This window comes from Streptomyces sp. NBC_01241, assembly GCF_041435435.1.
GTDB lineage: Bacteria > Actinomycetota > Actinomycetes > Streptomycetales > Streptomycetaceae > Streptomyces.
Window position 1 is genome coordinate 465,798 of sequence record NZ_CP108494.1, and the last position, 19,480, is coordinate 485,277.

The following is a 19,480-nucleotide window of genomic DNA, read 5'->3' on the forward strand; positions in this document are numbered from 1 at the left end:
GTGGAGAATGAAGAGAAGTACGTCGATTACCTGAAGCGCGTAATGACCGATCTCCGCCATACGCGCAGCCGCCTGCAGGCGGCACAGGACCGGGAAAACGAGCCGATCGCCATCATCGCGATGGGCTGCCGTCTGCCCGGGGACGTACGCTCTCCCTCCGACCTGTGGCGACTGGTCAGCACCGGCGGGGACGGCATCACACCGTTCCCCTCCGACCGCGGCTGGTCCTCCCTCCTGCCGGCCGGCGTGACGGCCATGGGCGGCTTCGTCCACGACGCCACCGACTTCGACCCCGGCCTGTTCGGCATCTCGCCGCGCGAGGCCGTCGCCATGGACCCGCAGCAGCGCCTCCTGCTGGAGACCGCCTGGGAGACCTTCGAGACGGCCGGGGTCGACCCACGTTCGCTGAAGGGGCGCGGTGTCGGAGTCTTCGCCGGAGCGGCCACCTCCGGCTACGGCGACGCCCCTCTGCCCGGTGCCGGCGAGGCGTTCCGCGGCACGGGGAACGCGACCAGTGTCGCGTCTGGCCGCGTCTCCTACGCCTTCGGCCTCGAAGGCCCCGCCGTCACCATCGACACCGCCTGCTCCTCCTCGCTGGTCGCCCTCCACCTGGCAGGCCTCGCGCTGCGGGCGGGCGACTGCGACATGGCACTGGCCGGCGGTGTCACGGTCATGGTCGGCCCCGGCATGTTCGTCGAGTTCGACCGTCAGGACGGCCTCGCCGGCGACGGACGCTGCAAGTCGTTCGGGCAGGCCGCGGACGGCACGGGCTGGGGCGAAGGCGTCGGCCTGCTGCTGCTGGAGCGGCTGTCGGACGCCCGGCGCAACGGACACCAGGTGCTGGCGGTCGTGCGCGGCAGCGCCATCAACCAGGACGGCGCGTCGAACGGTCTGACGGCACCCAACGGGCCGTCGCAGCAGCGGGTCATCCGCCAGGCCCTCGCCAACGCCCGGCTCACCGGCGCCGACATCGACGCGGTGGAGGCGCACGGGACGGGCACCCGGCTGGGTGACCCGATCGAGGCGCAGGCGCTGCTGGCGACCTACGGCCAGGACCGCGACGAGTCCCGTCCGTTGTGGCTCGGGTCGGTGAAGTCGAACATCGGTCACACCCAGTCCGCGGCAGGTGTCGCGGGTGTCATCAAGATGGTCATGGCCATGCAACACGGTGTGCTGCCGGCGACGCTGCACGCCGATGAACCGTCGACGGAGATCGACTGGTCGGTCGGTGCGGTCGAACTGCTGACGGAGGCACGTCCCTGGCCCGTGACGGACCGCCCGCGGCGCGTGGGCGTGTCCTCGTTCGGCATCAGCGGTACCAACGCGCACGTGATTCTGGAGCAGGCACCGGAGTCGCAGCCCGTGTCCGATTCGGTGTCGGAATCGGAGCCCGCCGAGCCGGCTTCGGTCTCCCCTGCTCTGTTCTCCCCTGCTTCGGTGCCGCTTGGTTCGGTGTCGCTCGGTTCGACATCTTCCAACTCTGTATCGACCGGTTCGGTCTCCCCGGCTTCGGTTCCGGGTGTGTCGGCGTGGGTGGTGTCGGCGAAGTCCGAGGCCGCGTTGCGGGCGCAGGTGGAGCGGCTGGCCTCGTTCGTCGCGGAGCGGCCGGAGCTGGACCCGGTGGACGTGGGCTGGTCGCTGGCGACGACGCGGGCTGCGTTGGAGCATCGTGCGGTGGTCGTGGGGGAGGGCCGGGAGGAGTTGCTGGCCGGGCTGTCCGTGGCCACGTCGGCCGTTACGGGTGCCGGTGGTGTGGTGTTCGTGTTCCCGGGTCAGGGCTCGCAGTGGGTGGGCATGGCGCGGGAGTTGTGGGATGCCTCGCCGGTGTTCCGGGAGCGGCTGAAGGAGTGCGAGACCGCACTGGCTCCGTTTGTGGACTGGTCGTTGACCGATGTCCTGTTGCGGGACGGTGATGTGGACCGGGTGGATGTGGTCCAGCCGGTGCTGTGGGCGGTGATGGTGTCCCTGGCGGAGGTGTGGCGTTCGGCGGGTGTGGTGCCGTCCGCGGTGGTGGGTCATTCGCAGGGTGAGATCGCTGCGGCGTGTGTGACGGGCTGGTTGTCGCTGGACGATGCGGCGCGGGTGGTGGCCCTGCGGGCGCAGGCGCTGGTGGCCGTGTCCGGCAAGGACGGCGTGATCTCCCTGACGGCGGGGCGGGACACCGTCGAAGACCTGGTCTCGGCCTGGCCGGACCGTCTGTTCGTGGCCGCGGTGAACGGCCCCTCCTCCACCGTGGTCTCCGGCGACACCGAGGCCCTCGACGAGCTCGCCGCCGTATGCGAACAGCGGGACATCCGCGCCCGCCGCGTTGCGATGAACTTCGCGGCCCACTCACCGCGGATGAGGCAACTGCGGGAGCGGATCCTGACCGACCTGGCCGGGCTGTCTCCGGTCTCCGGCGCGATTCCCATGATCTCCACCCTGACCGGCGAGGCGATCGAAGACGGACTGGACGCCCAGTACTGGTTCGACAATCTCTGCTCCACGGTCCAGTTCGAAGGCGCTGTCCGGACCCTGCTGGAACAGGGCACGCGCACGTTCATCGAGATCAGCCCTCATCCCGTGCTCACCATGGGCATCGAGCAAACCATCGACGCGACCGGGGCCGAGGCCACCGCACTGGGCACCCTGCGACGGGGCGAGGCCGGGGTGCGCCGTTTCCTGAGCTCCCTCGGCGAGGCGTGGAAGGCGGGTGTCGACGTCAACTGGCGGGCGGTGCTCACTGGCCGGCATGTCGCTTTGCCGACCTACGCGTTCCAGCATGAGCGGTACTGGCTGGACGTCTCGTCGCTGCCGGTTCAGGCTGCGGGCGGGGTGGTGGACCCGGTCGAGTCGCGGTTCTGGGATGCCGTGGAGCGTGGTGACCTCGACGAACTCGCGGGCACGCTCCAGCTGTCGGAAGCCCCGCAGTTGCTCGGGTCGGTGGTTCCGGCACTCGCCTCGTGGCGCCGGGAACGCCGGCAGCGGTCCGTGATCGACACCTGGCGCTACCAGGTGGTGTGGAAGCCTCTCGAAACGGCCTCTGCCGCACTGCTGTCGGGTACCTGGCTGGTGGTGGGCGACGACGGCAGGGAGGTGGCCGGGGCGTTGACCGGCGCGGGTGCCGTCGTGGCGGGCTTGTCGGTGGATGAGGTCGTGGACCGTGCGGGCTTGGCCGGGGCGGTCGCTGCCGTGCCGGATGTGTGCGGTGTGGTGCTGGCGGCCGGCGCGGCTTCGGCCGACCGCACTGCTGATGTGGTGGCGGATGAACTCACCCGGGTGACGGTGCTGTTGCAGGCGCTGGGTGATGCCGGGGTGGACGCGCCGTTGTGGGTGCTCACGCGGGGTGCGGTCGCTGTCGGTGCGTCGGACCGGGTGCTGGATCCGGTGCAGGCCGCGGTGTGGGGTCTGGGCCGGGTCGCGGCGCTGGAGTTCCCGCAGCGCTGGGGCGGCATGATCGACCTGCCCGAGACCCTGGACGCGAAGGCGTCCGGCCGCCTGGCCGCGATTCTCGCCGACGGTGCTGGTGCTGGTGAGGATCAGGCGGCTGTGCGTGGCTCCGGTGTCTACGCCCGGCGTTTGGTCCGGGCAGCGGCGACTGATGCGGCGGGCGAGGGATGGCAGCCCTCAGGAACCGTGCTGGTCACGGGTGGTACCGGGGCGCTGGGCGCTGAGGTTGCGCGGTGGCTGGCGGGGCGGGGTGTGCCGCATCTGGTGCTGACCAGCCGCCGAGGGACCGCCCCGGACGGCCTGGTCGAGGAGCTGGCAGCGCTCGGGTCCCGGGTCACCGTGGCCGCGTGCGATGTCGCCGACCGGGATGCGCTGGCCGAGGTCATCGCCGGTGTTCCGGCAGATGTTCCGCTCACGGGTGTGGTGCATGCGGCCGGTGTCGGGGATGCGCAGATGCTGGAGGTCGCCGACCGGGACACGACGGCGGCGGTGATCGGCGCGAAGATCGACGGGGTCGCACACCTCGACACCCTGACCGCGGATCTTCCGCTCGACCTGTTCGTCGTCTTCTCTTCCGGCGCCGCAGTGTGGGGTGGTGCGGGTCAGGGCGCCTACGCCGCGGCGAACGCGTTCCTCGATGCCTGGGCGGCCGAGCGCCGTGAACGCGGCCTGTCCGCCACGTCCGTGGCATGGGGCCCCTGGGACGGTGCCGGTATGGCCGTCCAGGGTGAGACCCAGCAGCTCCTGCGCCGACGCGGCATGGCCCCGATGAACCCCGAACTCGCCATGCGCACCCTCGCGGCAGCCGTCGACGCCGGGGAGTCGGGACTGACCGTCGCCGACATCGACTGGCCCACGTTCACAGCCTCGTTCACCGCCATCCGCCCCAGCCGACTCCTCGCCGACCTCCCCGAAGCCACCACCCCGGACACACCGACATCGTTCGAGGAGGACGGCGGAGCAGCCGACCTGCGGCAGCAGCTCGCAGGGACAGCGGCCGCGCAGCGCCGGCAGGTGGTGCTGGACGTCGTGCGCACCCACGCCGCGGCCGTCCTCGGGCACGCGGACGGGGAGTCCGTGGAAGCCGGCCGGGCCTTCCGCGACCTCGGATTCGACTCCCTGATGGCAGTCGAGGTCCGCAACCGTCTCCAGTCGGTCACCGGACTCAGGCTGCCGGCCACCCTCGTCTTCGACCACCCCACCCCCCTCGTCCTGACCGACTTCCTGCTCACCGAACTCTCCGACATCGCACCCGGCACAGCATCGCAGGCCCGGGCGGTGGCAGCCGCCGGCGGCGTCGACGAGCCGATCGCCATCGTCGGCATGGCCTGCCGCTTCCCCGGCTCGGTGACCTCGGCCCAGTCCCTGTGGGACCTGGTCGCCGACGCGGGCGACGCGGTGGGGCCGTTCCCCACCGACCGTGGCTGGCCCGAGGGCATCGCCGGCCGGGGCGCGTTCCTCGACCACGCCGACGAGTTCGACGCCGACCTGTTCGGCATCAGCCCCCGCGAAGCCCTCGCCATGGACCCCCAGCAACGACTGCTGCTGGAAACCACGTGGGAGGCCTTCGAAGCGGCGGGAGTTGATCCCCGCTCGCTCGCAGGCACCGCCACAGGCGTGTTCGTCGGCGGCACCACCTCCGGCTACGGCACCGGAACCCAGATCCCCCAGGGCGCGGAAGGACACCTGCTCACCGGGACCGCGACCAGCGTCATGTCCGGCCGGGTGTCCTACGCCTTCGGGCTGGAGGGCCCGGCGGTGACGGTGGACACCGCGTGTTCGTCGTCGCTTGTCGCCCTGCACCTGGCGGCGCAGGCGCTGCGGACGGGCGAGTGCGACATGGCGCTCGCCGGCGGCGTGACCGTCATGGCCAACCCCGGCGTGTTCGGCGAGTTCGACCGTCAGGGCGGGCTGGCGTCCGACGGCCGGTGCAAGTCGTTCGCCGATTCCTCCGACGGCATGGGCTGGGGCGAAGGCGTCGGCCTGCTGCTGGTGGAGCGACTCTCGGACGCCCAACGCAACGGACACAAGATCCTCGCCGTCGTGCGGGGCAGCGCCATCAACCAGGACGGCGCCAGCAACGGCCTGTCGGCGCCGAACGGACCCTCGCAGCAGCGGGTCATCAGCCAGGCGCTGGCCAACGCCGACCTGACCGGTGCGGACATCGACGTGGTCGAGGCCCACGGCACCGGCACGCGCCTCGGCGACCCGATCGAGGCCCAGGCGCTGCTGGCGACCTACGGCCAAGACCGCGCCGGTCACGAGCCTTTGTGGATCGGCTCGGTCAAGTCCAACATCGCCCACACCCAGGCCGCCGCCGGCGTCGCCGGCGTCATCAAGATGGTCATGGCCCTGCGCCACGGCCTGATGCCCGCAACCCTCCACATCGACGAACCGTCGACCCAGGTCGACTGGACCGCCGGTGCGGTGGAGCTGCTCACCGAGCAGCGCGCGTGGCCTGCGGTGGACCGTCCGCGCCGCGCTGCGGTCTCCTCGTTCGGCATCAGCGGAACCAACGCCCACATCATCCTCGAACAGGCACCCGCGCCCGAGCCGGTCTCGGATGTGACGAAGCAGCAGACGCCCAGCCTGGTGCCGTGGCTCGTCTCGGCCAAGTCCGACACCGCCCTACGCGCACAGATCGACAGCCTGCGAGCCTTCGTCGCCGACCAGCCCGAACTGGACCCGGTCGACGTGGCCTGGTCGCTCGCCACCACGCGGACCGCACTGGAGCACCGTGCGGTGCTCCACGGCGACACGACACTCGCCACCAGTGTCGTGGCCGCAGGAAAGACCGCGTTCCTGTTCACGGGGCAGGGTTCGCAGCGTGCGGGCATGGGGCTGGGGCTGTACGAGGCGTTCCCCGTCTTCACCGAAGCCTTCGACGCGGTGTGCGCGCGGATGGACGTCCGGCTGGAGCGCCCGCTGCGGGAGGTTCTGACCGACGGCGTGGACCTGGACCGGACGGTGTGGGCGCAGTCGGGGCTGTTCGCGCTCGAAGTCGCCCTGTACCGCCTCGTCGAATCGTGGGGCATCACCCCGGATGTGCTGCTGGGTCACTCGCTGGGTGAGATCAGCGCCGCGCATGTCGCGGGGATCCTCGACCTGGACGACGCGTGCGTGCTGGTGGCCGAGCGGGGCCGGCTGATGCAGGCGCTGCCGGCGGGTGGCGGCATGCTCGCTGTCCAGGCGACGGAGGCGGATGTCGTCGGCTCCGGTCTCGATGTCGCGGCTGTCAACGGCCCGAGCTCCGTCGTCCTGTCGGGCGCGGTCGAGGCTGTCGAGCGGTGTGCCGCGGAGTGCGCGGAGCGTGGCGTGCGGGTCCGGGTGCTGTCGGTGTCGCACGCGTTCCACTCGGCGCTGATGGAGCCGATGCTGGACGAGTTCGCGACGGTGCTTGCCGGGCTGACGTTCCACCCGGCGCGGATCCCTGTCGTGTCGAACGTGACGGGTGCGGTGGCCGAGCCGGGTGCCATGCAGGACCCGGGGTACTGGCTGCGTCAGGTGCGGCAGGCGGTGCGGTTCGCGGACGGTGTGGCGGCGCTCGACGCGATGGGCGTGACGTGGTATGTGGAGCTGGGTCCGGACGGTGTGCTGTCGGGCATGGCCCAGGAGACCGTCAGCGACGCGGAGTTCATCCCTGTGCTGCGCAAGGACCGGGACGAGGCCGGCAGCGCGCTGACCGCGGCCGGTCGTCTGTGGGCCTGTGGTGTCGAGGTCGGCTGGTCTGCGGTGTTCGCCGGTTGGGGCGGTCGGGTGGTGGATCTGCCGACGTATGCCTTCCAGCGGGAGCGGTTCTGGCCGGAGCTGTCGGCGGTGGCCGCTGCGGGTGGTGGTGGGGATCTGGTCGATGCCGTGTTCTGGGACGCGGTGGAACGCGGGGACCTGTCCGAGCTCGCCGGTCTGGAGTCGGCCCTGCCGGCTCTGGCGGAGTGGCGGCGGCGTCACCGGGAGCGTTCGACGCTCGACTCGTGGCGTTACCGCGTCATGTGGAAGCCGCTCGACGGCCTGCCGCGGGCGGGAGTGCTGTCGGGGGTGTGGGCGGTTGTCGGCGCGGAGGATCCGGCGGTGTCCGCGGCCCTGTCGGGGGCGGGTGCGACGGTGGTCAGCGTTCCGGCCGATGAGGTGCCGGGACTGCCCGGCCTGGCGGGTGTCGTCCTGGCCCCGTCGGGGTGGGTGGAGACACTGTCCGTGGTCCAGGCACTGGCCGGGGTGAACGCACCGTTGTGGGTGCTGACCCGGGGCGCGGTGTCGGTGGGCGGCTCGGACCGGCTGACTGATCCGGACCTGGCGGCGGTGTGGGGCATGGGCCGGGTCGCGGCGCTGGAGCTGCCGCAGCGCTGGGGCGGTCTCGTCGACCTGCCCGAGGTCCTGGACGGGCGGGCGGGTGCCCGCCTCGCCGGCGTCCTGGCCGGTGGTGGTGAGGATCAGGTCGCGATCCGCGGGGCGGGTGTGTACGGCCGTCGTGTGGCGCGTGCGGTGCCGGCCGTGGTGGTCGGTGAGGGCTGGCGGCCGTCGGGGACCGTGCTCGTCACCGGTGGCACCGGTGGTCTGGGTGCCGAGGTCGCGCGCTGGCTCGCGGGCCGGGGTGTGCCGCATCTGCTGCTGACCAGCCGCGGCGGTGTCGCGCCCGAGGGTCTGGTCGAGGAGCTGTCCGGGCTGGGTACGCAGGTCACGGTCACGGCCTGCGACGTCGCCGACCGCGACGCCCTCGCCACCGTCCTCGCCGACCTGCCCGCCGACCTGCCGCTGACCGGCATCGTCCACGCGGCCGGGGTGGTGGACACGGAAGGGTTGGAACAGAGCACAAGTGCGTCGTTCGACGCGGTGCTGCGGGCCAAGGTCGAGGGGACGAGGTATCTCGACGAGCTGACCGCAGATCTGCCGCTCGACCTGTTCGTGGTGTTCTCCTCGATCGCCGCGACCTGGGGCAGCGGCGGCCAGGCCGCCTACGCGGCCGGCAACGCCTTCCTCGACGCCTGGATCCAACACCGCCACGACCGCGGACTCCCCGGCACATCCATCTCTTGGGGCCCCTGGGCCGGAGCCGGCATGGCCATGGACCCGGAAGCCGGCAGGAGCCTGCGTCGGCGTGGGCTGGCCCCGATGGACCCGGTGTTGGCTGTCTGTGCCCTGGCGGAGGCGATAGACCGGAACGACAGCGGTCTGACGGTCACCGACACTGACTGGTCGGTGTTCTCCCCGGCGTTCACCTCGTCCCGTCCCAGCGCCTTGTTCTCCGAGCTTCCGGAAGCTGCGCAGGCGCTCGCAGGCACGCCGGGCGGTGGTGCCGCGCAGGGACTGCGGCAGCGACTCCTGGACGTCCCTGCCGGGGAACGGGCCCGATTCGTGCTGGATCTGGTGCGTGAGCGGGCCGCCGCGGTGCTCGGGCACACGGGTGCGGACGCGGTCGAGCCCGGGCGGGCGTTCCGCGATCTGGGCTTCGACTCGCTGATGGCGGTCGAACTGCGCAACCTGCTGACCACCGAGACCGGCCTGACGCTCCCCGCCACCCTCGTCTTCGACCACCCCAACCCGACCGCCCTCACCAACCACCTCCTGTCCCACCTGGCAGGCGACACCGCACAGAACACCCCCGCAGTCGCGGGTGCCATCCTCGACGAACCGGTCGCGATCGTGGGCATGGCCTGCCGCTACCCCGGAGGCGTCACCTCCCCGCAGGAACTGTGGAACCTGGTAGCGGGCGGGACGGACGGCGTCACCCCGTTCCCCGACGACCGGGGCTGGCCCACCGTCCTGCTCGATTCAAGCGCTTCGGTGGGCGGTTTCGTCCACGACGCCGACGAGTTCGACGCCGCCCTGTTCGGCATCTCACCGCGTGAAGCCCTCGCCATGGACCCCCAGCAGCGCCTCCTGCTGGAAACCGCGTGGGAAACCCTCGAAACCGCAGGCATCAACCCCCGCTCCCTGAAGGGCCACAACATCGGCGTGTTCGCCGGCGCCTCCCCCTCCGGCTACGGCACCGGAGTCACCGGCGCCGAGGGGCACCTGCTCACCGGAACCGCCAGCAGTGTGATCTCCGGTCGCCTGGCCTATGTCTTCGGTCTCCAAGGCCCGGCCCTCACCGTCGACACCGCCTGCTCCTCCTCCCTCGTCGCCCTCCACCTCGCCGCCCAGGCCCTGCGAACCGGCGAATGCGACATGGCCCTCGCCGGCGGCGTCACCGTCATGGTCACCCCCGGCGCATTCGCCGAGTTCGACCGCCAGGACGGCCTCGCGACGGACGGCCGCTGCAAGTCCTTCGCCGCCGCCGCCGACGGCACCGGCTGGGCCGAAGGCGTCGGTCTCCTCCTCGTCGAGCGGTTGTCCGACGCGCGCCGCAACGGCCACCACGTTCTGGCGGTCGTCCAGGGCAGCGCCGTCAACCAGGACGGCGCCTCCAACGGCCTCACCGCCCCCAACGGCCCCTCCCAACAACGCGTGATCCGCCAGGCCCTCGCCAACGCCCAGCTCACGACCGCGGATGTCGATATCGTCGAAGCGCACGGCACCGGCACCCGCCTCGGCGACCCCATCGAAGCGCAGGCCCTGCTCGCCACCTACGGCCAAGACCGCACCGACAACGAACCGCTCTGGCTCGGCTCCATCAAGTCGAACATCGGCCACACCCAGGCCGCCGCCGGCGTCGCCGGCATCATCAAAATGATCATGGCCATGCGCCACGGCGTGATGCCCGCCACCCTCCACGTCGACGAGCCCACACCCCAGGTCGACTGGACCACCGGCGCGGTCGAACTCCTCACCGAACAGCGTCCCTGGCCCGAGTCGGACCGTCCGCGCCGTGCCGCCATCTCCTCGTTCGGCATCAGCGGCACCAACGCCCACATCATCCTCGAACAGCCTTCCGCCGCGGAGACCGTCAAGGTGACGGCGGTCCGTGCGACGCCACCCAGGCTCATTCCGTGGGCGGTGTCGGCGAAGTCCGGTGCCGCGCTGCGGGCGCAGGTCGATCGGCTGACGTCGTTCGCCGCGGAACGTCCGGAGCTGGACGCCGTCGACGTGGCCTGGTCGCTCGCGACCACACGAGCCGGTCTTGAGCACCGCGCGGTGCTTCACGGCGACACGTTGCTGGCCTCCGGGCTCGCTGCCGAGGGCCGAACCGCGTTCCTGTTCACCGGCCAGGGGTCGCAGCGTGCCGGTATGGGGCTCGGGCTCTATGCGGCGTTCCCGGTGTTCGCCGAAGCGTTTGATGCTGTCTGCGCCCGGCTGGACGTCCGGCTGGAGCGCCCGCTCCGGGAGGTCCTGACCGACGGCACCGACCTGGACCACACAATGTGGGCACAGGCCGGCCTCTTCGCCCTCGAAGTCGCCCTGTACCGGCTCGTGGAGTCCTGGGGCGTGACCCCGGACGTGCTCCTCGGCCACTCGCTCGGCGAGATCAGCGCCGCCCACGTCGCGGGCATCCTCGACCTCGACGACGCCTGCACCCTGGTCGCCGAGCGCGGCCGCCTGATGCAGGCCCTGCCCGCGGGCGGCGGCATGCTCGCCGTCCAGGCCACCGAAGACGAAGTCGCCGAATCCGGCCTCGACATCGCCGCCGTCAACGGCCCGAACTCCGTCGTCCTGTCCGGCGACTCGGACGCCATCGAGCACTACGCCGCCGAGTGCACCGAGCGTGGCCTGCGGTCCAACGTCCTGTCGGTGTCACACGCCTTCCACTCGGCCCTGATGCAACCGATGCTGGACGAGTTCGCGACCGTCCTGAACGGCCTCACCTTCCACCCGGCCCGGATTCCGCTCGTCTCCAACCTCACCGGAGCCCTCGCCGCCCCTGACGCCATGCAGCAGCCGGAGTACTGGCTGAACCAGGTCCGCCAGCCCGTCCGCTTCGCCGACGGCGTCGCCACCCTCCACACCATGGGCGTCACCCGCTACCTCGAACTCGGCCCCGACGGCGTCCTGACGGGCATGGCCCAGGACACCGTCACCGAGGCCGAGTTCGTCCCCGTCCTGCGCAAGGACCGCGACGAGACCGACACCGCCCTCACCGCGATCAGCCGCCTGTGGACCTCCGGCACCGACATCGACTGGCACGCCGTGTTCGCCGACTGGGGCGGCCGGACGGTCGACCTGCCCACCTACCCCTTCCAGCGCGAACGCTACTGGCCGCAGCCGGGCGTACTCGGCGCGGACGCGGGCGCACTGGGCATCCAGGGCGCCGAGCACGCGCTGCTCGGCTCCGTGGTGGCCCTCGCCGACGCGGACAGCGTGCTCCTCACCGGCCGCCTCTCCATGGATACTCAGCCGTGGCTGGCCGATCATGTGGTGTCGGGGCATGTGGTGGTGCCTGGGACCGCGTTGGTGGAGATGGTGCTGCGGGCGGGGCAGGAGGTGGGCTGCGGTCTGTTGCGGGAGCTGGTGCTGCGGGCTCCGCTGGTGCTGCCGGAGTCCGGTGGTGTGCAGGTTCAGGTGCGGGTCGAGGGCCCGGATGCTTCGGGTGACCGGCCGGTGCATGTCCATGCCCGTGCCGAGGGCGTGGACGAATGGACGCTGCATGCGTCCGGTTCGCTGGCGGAGCAGGCTGCATCGGGGGCGGGCTTCGAGCTGAGTGTGTGGCCTCCGCAGGGTGCGGAGGCGGTGGACGTCGACGGGTTCTACGAGGCGCTGGCGGGTGCGGGCTTCGGTTACGGTCCGGCGTTCCAGGGCGTCCAGGCGGCCTGGCGGGACGCTTCCGGTGTCTACGCCGAGGTGGCGATCGCGGAGTTGGTGGACGGGTTCGGTATCCACCCCGCCCTCTTCGACGCGGCACTGCACCCCTCCGGGCTGGTCCCGAGCGCCGACGCTGAAGCGAGTGGGCCGCGGTTGCCGTTCGCGTGGTCGGGTGTGGAGTTGTTCGCGGTCGGGGCGACCGCGCTGCGGGTGGCGATCCGTCCCGAGGGCGAAGGCTTCACGGTTCAGGCGGCGGACGGTACGGGTGCGCCGGTCGCGGTCGTTCGTTCGCTGGTGTCGCGTGCGGTGTCGGCGGAGCAGTTGTCGGCGTCCGGGAACGCGGCGGACGACGCGCTCTTCACGGTCGAGTGGGTCGCGCTCCCGCCCGGCGGTGCTTCCGGTGAGACGGCGTGGACGGTGCTGCCGGCCGGCGACGGCCCGGTGGAGCAGGTCCTCGGCGAGGTGCTGCGTGGTGTGCAGGAGTGGCTGGCGGACGAGAGCACGTTCGGTTCGCGTCTGGCGGTCGTGACCCGGGGAGCCATGCCCGCGGGTCCTGGCCGTGCCGTGGACCCGGTGGGTGCGGCGGTATGGGGTCTGGTGCGCTCGGCGCAGTCGGAGCACCCGGACCGCATCGTGCTCGTCGACACCGACCCGGCATCTGAGGAACAGCTCGACCTGGCCCTCCTGGCCGGACTCGACGAGCCACAGGTCGCCATCCGTCAGGGTGCGCTCCTGGCACCCCGCCTGATGCGCGCCGGAGGAGGCAGTGGACTGGTACTGCCGGACCACAACTGGCGCCTTGCCCCCGGCACCGACGGCACGCTGGAGTCCCTCCACCTTGAGGGAGCCGGCTCGCTGCCTCTGGAATCCGGCCAGGTGCGGGTCGAGATCCGTGCGGCGGGCGTGAACTTCCGGGACGTGCTCCTGGGACTGGGCATGTATCCCGTTCCCGGCACGATGGGCTCCGAGGCGGCCGGTGTCGTCGTGGAGACCGGTTCCGGTGTCGGCGATCTTGCTGTCGGTGACCGGGTGTTCGGGTTCTTCGACGGTGGGTTCGCCGACGAGGCGGTGGCGGGCCGGGAACTGCTCGTGAAGGTTCCGTCGGGCTGGTCGTGGGCGCAGGCGGCAGCGGTGCCGCTGGTGTTCGCGACGGCCTGGTACGGGCTGCGGGACCTGGCCCAGGTCAAGGCCGGTGAATCCGTGCTGATCCACGCGGCCGCCGGTGGTGTCGGCATGGCCGCCGTCCAACTGGCCCGTCACTGGGGCCTGGAGGTGTATGCCACCGCCAGCCCCGCCAAGTGGCCCACCGTCATCGCAGGCGGAGTCGACCCCTCACGCATCGCCTCCTCCCGCGACCTCGACTTCGAGAAGCAGCTACGCACCGCCACCCGTGACCGGGGCGTCGACGTCGTCCTCAACTCCCTTGCGGGCGAGTTCCTCGACGCGTCCCTGAGGCTGCTGGCCCCCGGCGGCCGGTTCGTCGAGATGGGCAAGACCGACATCCGGGCCGGCCTCGACGTCCCGTACTACCCGTTCGACCTGTCGGATGCGGGTCCCGAGGGTATGGGCCGCATCCTGACCGAGGTCGTCGCCCTGTTCGAGGCGGGTGTGCTCGCACCGCTGCCGTTGACCGTGTGGGACGTGCGTGAAGCCGTCACCGCCTGGCGGCACATGGCCCAGGCCAAGCACACCGGCAAGAACGTCCTCTCCCTCCCCGTCCGCCCCAACCCCGACGGCACCGTACTGATCACCGGCGGCACCGGAACCCTCGGCGGCCTCCTCGCCCGCCACCTCGCCACCGAACACGGCACGAGGAACCTCCTCCTGCTGTCCCGCAAGGGCCCCGACGCCCCCGGCGCAGCCGCTCTCATCGAGGAACTGGCCGAACTCGGCGCGCAGGCAAGCATCGTGGCGTGCGACGCCGCCGACCGCGACGCCCTCGCCACCGTCCTCGCCGACATCCCCGCCGAGACCCCACTCACCGGCGTCGTCCACGCCGCCGGCGTCCTCGACGACGGCATCGTCACCGCCCTCACCCAGGAACGCCTGGACACCGTCCTGCGCGCCAAGGCCACCGCCGCCACCAACCTCGACGAACTCACCCGCCACACCGACCTCGCCATGTTCGTCCTCTACTCCTCCGCATCGGCAACCTTCGGCACCCCCGGACAGGCCAACTACGCCGCCGCCAACGCCTACCTCGACGCCCTCGCCACCCGCCGCCGCGCACACGGCCTGCCCGGCCTCTCCCTCGCCTGGGGCATGTGGGAACAAGCCAGCACCATGACCGGCGCACTCGCCCACACCGACCGGACCCGCGCCACCACCGCAGGCACCACCCTGTCCACCGCACAAGGACTCGCCCTCTTCGACACCGCCCTCAACCGCCCCACAGCACACCTGATACCGATCAACCTGGACCTTGCTGCCGTGCGTGCGGCCGGTGAGGTGCCCGCGCTGCTGCGCGGCCTGGTGTCGGGCCGGGTGCGGCGTGCGGTCGCACAGGAGTCCGTCGCCGGTCTGGCACTCGCCCAGCGGCTGCGGTCCGTCCCCGAGGGACAACGGCACCAGCTCCTGCTGGAGCTGGTGCGCGGCAGCGCCGCGACGGTCCTCGGCCACGGTTCGACCGACGCGGTCGGTGAGCGTCAGGCGTTCAAGGACTTGGGCTTCGACTCGCTGACCGCGGTGGAACTGCGCAATCTGCTGACCTCGTCCACCGGACTTCGGCTGCCCGCGACGCTGGTGTTCGACTACCCCACGCCGATTGCTCTCACCGATCATCTGCTGTCGCAGTTCTTCGGGGCGTGGGAGACACAGCCGGACGTCACGCGGCCCGCGCTCACCACCGGGAACGACGAGCCGATCGCGATCGTGGGGATGGCCTGCCGCTATCCCGGCGGTGTGACCTCGCCGGAGCAGTTGTGGGAGCTGGTGGCCGGCGCGACCGACGGGATGTCGCCCTTCCCGGTCAATCGCGGCTGGCCGATGAGTGCGTCCGAGGCAGCCGGTGTGGGCGGGTTCGTCCATGACGCGGACGAGTTCGACGCGGCGATGTTCGGGATCTCGCCGCGTGAGGCGCTGGCGATGGACCCGCAGCAGCGGCTGCTGCTGGAGGCGGCCTGGGAGACGCTCGAGTCGGCCGGAATCGCGCCTGCGCGGGTCCGGGGAACCTCGACCGGCGTGTTCGTCGGGTCTTCGTCCTCCACCTACGGGGTGGGCATGCAGATGCCGGAGGGGGCGGACGGCCACCTGCTGACCGGCAATGCGCCGAGCGTCATCTCGGGTCGTGTCGCCTACTCCTTCGGTCTCGAAGGGCCCGCGGTGACGGTGGACACGGCGTGCTCCTCGTCGCTGGTGGCTCTGCACTGGGCTGCTCAGGCGCTGCGCACCGGCGAGTGCGACATGGCGCTGGCCGGTGGCGTGACCGTGATGGCCACCCCGGGTATGTTCGCCGAGTTCGACCGGCAGGACGGCCTCGCGTCGGACGGTCGCTGCAAGGCGTTCTCCTCGGCGGCCGACGGTACGGGCTGGTCCGAGGGCGTGGGTCTGCTGCTCGTGGAGCGGCTGTCGGACGCCGTCCGCAACGGGCACCAGGTGCTGGCGGTCGTGCGGGGCAGCGCGGTGAACCAGGACGGTGCGTCCAACGGCCTGTCGGCGCCGAACGGTCCCTCGCAGCAGCGGGTGATCCGTCAGGCGCTGGCGAATGCCCGGCTGACGGGTGCGGACGTGGATGTCGTGGAGGCGCACGGGACGGGCACCCGTCTGGGTGACCCGATCGAGGCGCAGGCGCTCCTGGCCACGTACGGCCAGGAGCGGGGCGGGACCGACGAGCCGCTGTGGCTGGGCTCGGTCAAGTCCAACATCGGCCACGCCCAGGCGGCCGCGGGTGTCGCTGGTGTGATCAAGATGGTGATGGCACTGCGGCAGGGTGTGCTGCCCGCGACGCTGCACGTCGACGAGCCGTCGCAGCATGTGGACTGGTCGGCCGGCGCGGTGGAGTTGCTGACCGAGTCCCGGGCCTGGCCCGAGGTGGAGCGTCCGCGGCGTGCGGCGGTGTCCTCGTTCGGTATCAGCGGCACCAACGCCCATGTGGTCCTGGAGCAGGCGCCGGAGCAGCAGTCCGAGTCAGAGCCTGCTTCGGTTGCGCCTGTTTCGGGTGTGTCGGCGTGGGTGGTGTCGGCGAAGTCCGAGGCCGCGCTGCGGGCTCAGGTGGAGCGGCTGGGGTCGTTCGTCGAGGAGCGGCCGGAGCTGGACCCGGCGGATGTCGGCTGGTCGCTGGCGACGACCCGGGCCGCGCTGGAACACCGCGCGGTGGTCGTGGGCGAGAGCCGGGACGAACTGCTCGCCGCCCTGCCCACAGCCGCTGCGGTCGTCGGGACCGTCGGAGTCACGTCCGCCGTCGCGGGCTCCGGCGGCGGAGTGGTGTTCGTGTACCCGGGCCAGGGCTCCCAGTGGGTGGGCATGGCACGGGAGTTGTGGGACACCTCGCCGGTCTTCCGGGAGCGGATGGCCGAGTGCGAGACGGCGCTCGCCCCGTACGTCGACTGGTCACTGACCGACGTTCTGCTGCGAGAAGAGGACCTGGACCGGGTGGACGTGGTCCAGCCTGCGCTCTGGGCGGTGATGGTCGCCCTGACCGAGGTATGGAGGGCGGCAGGAGTCGTTCCGTCCGCGGTCGTGGGTCACTCGCAGGGTGAGATCGCCGCGGCGTGCGTGACGGGCCGGTTGTCGCTCGACGACGCCGCCCGTGCGGTGGCCCTGCGGGCGCGGGTGCTGGTGAGCGTGGCCGGCAAGGACGGCATGGTCTCCCTGGCCGCCGGGCGGGACACGGTGGAAGACCTGCTGTCGTCGGCCTGGGCGGACCGGCTGTCGGTGGCCGCGGTGAACGGCCCCTCCTCCACCGTCGTCTCCGGCGACGCCGAGGCCCTCGACGAGCTCATCGCCGTATGCGAACGGCGGGACATCCGCGCCCGGCGCGTGTCCGTGAACTACGCGTCCCACTCGCCGCGGATGAAGGAACTACGGGAGCGGATCCTGACCGACCTGGCGGGGCTGACTCCGGTCGCCGGCACGGTTCCGATGCTGTCCACCCTGACCGGCGAGACCGTCGACGGTGGACTGGACGCCCGGTACTGGTTCGACAACCTCTGCTCCACGGTCGAGTTCGAAGGCGCCGTCCGGTCCCTTCTCGGTCAGGGACAGCGGACGTTCATCGAGATCAGCACCCACCCCGTACTCACGGTGGGCATCGAGGAGACGATCGACGCGACCGGGGCCGACGCCGTGGCGCTCGGTACCCTGCGACGCGGCGAGGGTGGCATGCGCCGCCTGCTGACCAGCCTCGGTGACGCGTGGAAGGCGGGTGTCGACGTCAACTGGCGGGCGGTGCTCACTGGCCGGCATGTCGCTTTGCCGACCTACGCGTTCCAGCATGAGCGGTACTGGCTGGATGTCCCGTCGTTGCCGGTTCAGGCTGCGGGCGGGGTGGTGGACGCGGTCGAGTCGCGGTTCTGGGATGCCGTGGAGCGTGGTGACCTCGATGAACTCGCGGGCACGCTCCAGCTGTCGGAGGCCCCGCAGTTGCTGGGGTCGGTGGTTCCGGCGCTGGCGTCGTGGCGCCGGGAGCGGCGGCAGCGGTCCGTGATCGACACCTGGCGTTACCAGGTCGCCTGGAGGCCGCTCACCGGTCTCCCGACGACCGCCGCGCTGTCGGGTACCTGGCTGGTGGTGGGCGACAGTGCTGCGGACGTGGCCGGGGCGTTGACCGGCGCGGGTGCCGTCGTGGCGGGCTTGTCGGTGGATGAGGTCGTGGACCGTGCGGGCTTGGCCGGGGCGGTCGCTGCCGTGCCGGATGTGTGCGGTGTGGTGCTGGCGGCCGGCGCGGCTTCGGCCGACCGCACTGCTGATGTGGTGGCGGATGAACTCACCCGGGTGACGGTGCTGTTGCAGGCGCTGGGTGATGCCGGGGTGGACGCGCCGTTGTGGGTGCTCACGCGGGGTGCGGTCGCTGTCGGTGCGTCGGACCGGGTGCTGGATCCGGTGCAGGCCGCGGTGTGGGGTCTGGGCCGGGTCGCGGCGCTGGAGTTCCCGCAGCGCTGGGGCGGCATGATCGACCTGCCCGAGACCCTGGACACTCGTGCGGGCGCCCGCCTCGCGGCCGTCCTGACCACCGGTGACGGTGAGGACCAGACCGCCGTGCGTGGCTCCGGTGTCTACGCCCGGCGTTTGGTCCGGGCAGCGGCGACTGATGCGGCGGGCGAGGGATGGCAGCCCTCAGGAACCGTGCTGGTCACGGGTGGTACCGGGGCGCTGGGCGCTGAGGTTGCGCGGTGGCTGGCGGGGCGGGGTGTGCCGCATCTGGTGCTGACCAGCCGTCGCGGTGTAGCCCCGGATGGTCTGGTCGAGGAACTCGCCGCACTGGGTGCACGGGTGACGGTCGCATCCTGTGACATGACCGACCGGGATGCGCTGGCCGAGGTCATCGCCGGTGTTCCGGCAGATGTTCCGCTCACGGGTGTGGTGCATGCGGCCGGTGTCGGGGATGCGCAGATGCTGGAGGTCGCCGACCGGGACACGACGGCGGCGGTGATCGGCGCGAAGATCGACGGGGTCGCACACCTGGAGGCCCTGACCGCGGATCTTCCGCTCGACCTGTTCGTCGTCTTCTCTTCCGGCGCCGCAGTGTGGGGTGGTGCGGGTCAGGGCGCCTACGCCGCGGCGAACGCGTTCCTCGATGCCTGGGCGGCCGAGCGCCGTGAACGCGGCCTGTCCGCCACGTCCGTGGCCTGGGGCCCCTGGGACGGTGCCGGTATGGCCGTCCAGGGTGAGACCCAGCAGCTCCTGCGCCGACGCGGCATGGCCCCGATGAACCCCGAACTCGCCATGCGCACCCTCGCGGCAGCCGTCGACGCCGGGGAGTCGGGACTGACCGTCGCCGACATCGACTGGCCCACCTTCACAGCCTCGTTCACCGCCATCCGCCCCAGCCGACTCCTCGCCGACCTCCCCGAAGCCACCACCCCGGACACACCGACATCGTTCGAGGAGGACGGCGGAGCAGCCGACCTGCGGCAGCAGCTCGCAGGGACAGCGGCCGCGCAGCGCCGGCAGGTGGTGCTGGACGTCGTGCGCACCCACGCCGCGGCCGTCCTCGGGCACGCGGACGGGGAGTCCGTGGAAGCCGGCCGGGCCTTCCGCGACCTCGGATTCGACTCCCTGATGGCAGTCGAGGTCCGCAACCGTCTCCAGTCGGTCACCGGACTCAGGCTGCCGGCCACCCTCGTCTTCGACCACCCCACCCCCCTCGTCCTGACCGACTTCCTGCTCACCGAACTCTCCGGTACCGAAGCGGGGACGCCGTCGGTGGCGCGTCCGGTGTCGG

Annotated in this window: 1 protein-coding gene (running past one end of the window); it reads left to right on the forward strand. The window is 71.7% G+C overall.

Annotated elements, in window-relative coordinates; all coding sequences use genetic code 11:
* Nucleotides 1-19,480, forward strand: partial view of a type I polyketide synthase gene (locus tag OG306_RS01820; RefSeq protein ID WP_371665061.1) — the 5' portion only. Its footprint extends 14,510 nt past the window's final position; 19,480 of the gene's 33,990 nt are visible here — the first part of the coding sequence; it begins with the start codon at nt 1-3; its stop codon lies off the right edge, out of view.